This is a genomic window from Streptomyces pathocidini (genome assembly GCF_001418495.1).
Classification (GTDB): Bacteria; Actinomycetota; Actinomycetes; order Streptomycetales; family Streptomycetaceae; genus Streptomyces; species Streptomyces pathocidini.
In genome coordinates, this window is sequence record NZ_LIQY01000539.1 from 1 (window position 1) to 3,771 (window position 3,771).

General features: G+C 73.6%; 2 protein-coding genes and 1 pseudogene. All 3 read left to right on the plus strand.

The annotated features are described in order from the left end of the window. Nucleotides 1-315: 315 nt before the first annotated feature. Nucleotides 316-1,920 (plus strand): glutamine-hydrolyzing GMP synthase, encoded by a 1,605-nt coding sequence (gene guaA, locus AOK16_RS22160; protein ID WP_055473936.1) that lies wholly within the window; start codon nucleotides 316-318, stop codon nucleotides 1,918-1,920. 214 nt (nucleotides 1,921-2,134) lie between these two features. Further along, nucleotides 2,135-2,932, plus strand: a complete 798-nt coding sequence (locus AOK16_RS22165; RefSeq protein ID WP_055473937.1) for a class II aldolase/adducin family protein — start codon at nucleotides 2,135-2,137, stop codon at nucleotides 2,930-2,932. Nucleotides 2,933-3,063: 131 nt separating this feature from the next. After that, nucleotides 3,064-3,771: pseudogene (locus tag AOK16_RS22170) on the plus strand (hypothetical protein); the annotation flags it as partial.

The following is a 3,771-nucleotide window of genomic DNA, read 5'->3' on the forward strand; positions in this document are numbered from 1 at the left end:
CGGGGCCGGGGCCGGGCGGCGTCCGGCGTGGTGCCGAGGAACCGGAGACCTGAGACCGGGACCGGGTGCCGGGCAACGTCCGGCGCGGCGCCGGGGAACCGGAGTCCGGGAAACCGGAGACCGACGAACCGGAGACCGACGAACCGGAGACCGGGCACCCGGACCGAGGACCGGGCGGCGACCGGGCGGCGACCGGTCAGGCGCTGGGGTGCCCGCGGGCGGCGCGGGAGGGTGCCCGTACACCCCGTAGAATCACAGGTACACGCATACACGCGATCCGTGTCAGCCCCCGAATACCGCCGGAAGGCCGCCGAAGTGCCATCAGCGACCCCTGCCGCTGCCCCCGACGCCGACCACACCCCGGACTCGGTCCTGGTCGTCGACTTCGGTGCGCAGTACGCCCAGCTCATCGCCCGCCGAGTCCGTGAGGCCCGGGTTTACAGCGAGATCGTGCCGCACACCATGCCGGTGGGCGAGATCCTCGCCAAGAACCCGAAGGCGATCATCCTCTCCGGCGGCCCCTCCTCCGTCTACGCCGACGGCGCCCCGCACCTGGGCCCGGAGATCTTCGAGGCCGGCGTACCCGTCTTCGGTATCTGCTACGGCTTCCAGGCCATGGCGCTCGCCCTCGGCGGCACCGTCGACAACACCGGAGGCCGCGAGTACGGGCGTACGCCGCTGACCGTGACCCGCGAGGGCTCGACCCTCTTCGAGGGCACCCCCGGCGAGCAGCCGGTGTGGATGTCGCACGGCGACGCCTGCTCGGCCGCGCCCGAGGGCTTCACCGTCACCGCGGCCACCGACGGGGCCCCGGTCGCCGCCATGGAGTGCGACGAGCGCAGGCTCTACGGCGTGCAGTACCACCCCGAGGTGCTCCACTCCACCCACGGCCAGCAGCTGCTGGAGCACTTCCTCTACCGCGGCGCCGGGCTGAAGCCGAACTGGACGACGCGGAACGTCGTCGAGGAGTCGATTGCCGCCATCCGCGAGCAGGTCGGCACCAAGCGCGCGATCTGCGGGCTCTCCGGCGGCGTGGACTCCGCGGTCGCCGCGGCCCTCGTGCAGAAGGCCGTCGGCTCCCAGCTGACCTGCGTCTACGTCGACCACGGGCTGATGCGCAAGGGCGAGTCCGAGCAGGTCGAGAAGGACTTCGTGGCCGCGACCGGCGTCCAGCTGAAGGTCGTCGACGCACAGGAGCGGTTCCTGGACGCGCTCGCCGGGGTCTCCGAGCCCGAGCAGAAGCGCAAGATCATCGGACGGGAGTTCATCCGCGTCTTCGAGCAGGCCGCCTCCGAGATCGTCGCCGAGGCCGGCGCGCATGGCGAGCAGGTCGAGTTCCTCGTGCAGGGCACGCTCTACCCGGACGTCGTCGAGTCCGGCGGCGGCACCGGCACCGCGAACATCAAGTCCCACCACAACGTGGGCGGCCTCCCCGAGGACCTCCAGTTCCAGCTGGTCGAGCCGTTGCGGCGGCTGTTCAAGGACGAGGTCCGGATGGTCGGCCAGGAGCTGGGCCTCCCCGACGAGATCGTCCAGCGCCAGCCCTTCCCCGGGCCGGGCCTGGGCATCCGCATCGTCGGCGAGGTCACCAAGGAGCGCCTGGACCTCCTCCGCGAGGCCGACGCCATCGCCCGCGAGGAGCTGACCGCGGCCGGCCTGGACCGCGACATCTGGCAGTGCCCCGTGGTGCTGCTCGCCGACGTCCGCAGCGTCGGTGTCCAGGGCGACGGCCGCACCTACGGCCACCCGATCGTGCTGCGCCCGGTCTCCTCCGAGGACGCGATGACCGCCGACTGGTCCCGCCTCCCGTACGAGGTCCTGGCCAAGATCTCGACCCGCATCACCAACGAGGTCGACGAGGTCAACCGCGTGGTCCTCGATGTGACGAGCAAGCCTCCGGGCACCATCGAGTGGGAGTAGCCCTCCCGCTCGAGTAGCCCCCCGGCTCGAATAGCCTCGCGGCTCCCCGCGTCGCGTCAACGGCCGTGCCGCCGCCCCTGGTCGGGCGGGCGGCACGGCCGTTCCCGTTCCCCGGCCCGGCAGTCGCGCCACGGCTCTGTTCTCCTCGGGCGGCCGGAGGTAGCTTCCGCGCGTACGCCGCATGTGAGGGACGACGACGCAGAGGAGAGCCGCGATGTCCGAGCCCGCCCCGGTGCCCGAGCCCGTGCCGACCGACCGACTCCACTTCGCGCTGCCCCCGGCGTACGACTCCGCCGGGGAGGAGCGGCGCCACCGCAAGGAGCGGCTGGCGGGCGCGCTGCGGCTCTTCGGGCGGTACGGGTTCGAGGAGGGGGTCTCGGGTCATGTGACCGTTCGGGAGCCGGAGTTGGCCGACTGCTTCTGGGCCAACCCGTTCGGGATGCCCTTCGGGCACATCACCGTGAGCGATCTGGTCCTCGTCGACGGGGACGGGCGCGTGGTCGAGGGGCGCCACCGCGTCAACCAGGCCGCCTTCGCGATTCACTCGAACGTGCACCGGGCCCGGCCGGAGGTGGTCGCGGTCGCGCACAGCCACACCACGTACGGCCGCGCGCTCGCCGCGCTCGGCGAACCGCTGGCGCCCATCACCCAGGACGCGTGCGCCTTCTACGAGGACCACGCCCTCTACGACGGCTGCACCGGCGTCGTCGTGGACGCCGAGGAGGCGGGCGGAATCGCTTCCGCGCTCGGCCCGCGCAAGGCCGTCATCCTGCGCAATCACGGTCTGCTGACGGTCGGCCGGTCGGTGGACGCGGCGGCCTGGTGGCTCATCGCCCTGGAGCGCGCCTGCGAGGTGCAGCTGGCCGCGCGGGCGGCCGGGAAGCCCGTACCCATCGACCACGACAGCGCGCTGCGCATCCGCGACCAGCTCGGTACGGACCTCGCGGCGTGGATCAACTACCAGCCGCTGTGGCAGGAGATCAGCCGCGCCGAGCCGGACCTGCTGAGCTGAAAGACCGGATGAATGCGGCACAATTCCCTCTCATCACACGGGCATTGCGGCGCCACGGGCGCGAGGCGGTCCCCGGGCCACTGCCGGGATAGGGCAGGCTGGCTCGTGCAGCGAGAGAGGTGGGTTGTGCCATGGCCGTGGACTCGGCGAGAGACGGGGGCTCCTCCGGTGAGGGTGCCCTCGACGAGGGCGCTCGCGCCGGTGGCGGCGGTGGTGTCGACGGCGGCGGCGCCGCGGGTGGTGGCGGTGCCGGTGGTGGCTGCCGTGCGCGCCACGACGCCGGGTGCCGGTGCGGGGAGTGCCCCGCCGGGGCCCGTACCGCGCACCGGCGCGCCGTCGCCGCGTTCATCGCGCGGCGCGAGGAGCTGGCCGACGGGCGCGGGGTGCCGGGCGCGCTGGCGCACTCGGTCGGGGCCTCGCGGCAGTGGGTGTCGGACGAGCTGACCCGCTCCGCCCGCAAGGTCGCCGAATTCGGGCGCGCGGAGGGCCGGTTGTGGCTGCGGCGCGGCCGGGGCGCGCTCGTCGGCCCGCTGGTCGGCGAGGACAACCGATTCTCCACCTCGCGCGCGGTGGCCGCGCTGTGGCTGCTGGTCGCCGCCCTCGCCGTCCTCGTACCGGCCCTCGCCCTCGCCGTGTCCGACACGGCCGAACGCGAGCGGCTGCTCGACGGGTTGGGCCTGCGCAGCGGCCTCGGGCTGCTGACCGCTGTGGCCACGGCATGGCTCACCGCCCTGGCCGCGCGCGTCGTCGTGGTGCTGCGGCTGCGGACCCGGCGCCTCCAGAAGATCGCCGCCGAGCGGCCCCGCGCGGCCGACCTCCTCACCGACGACGCCGGGCGC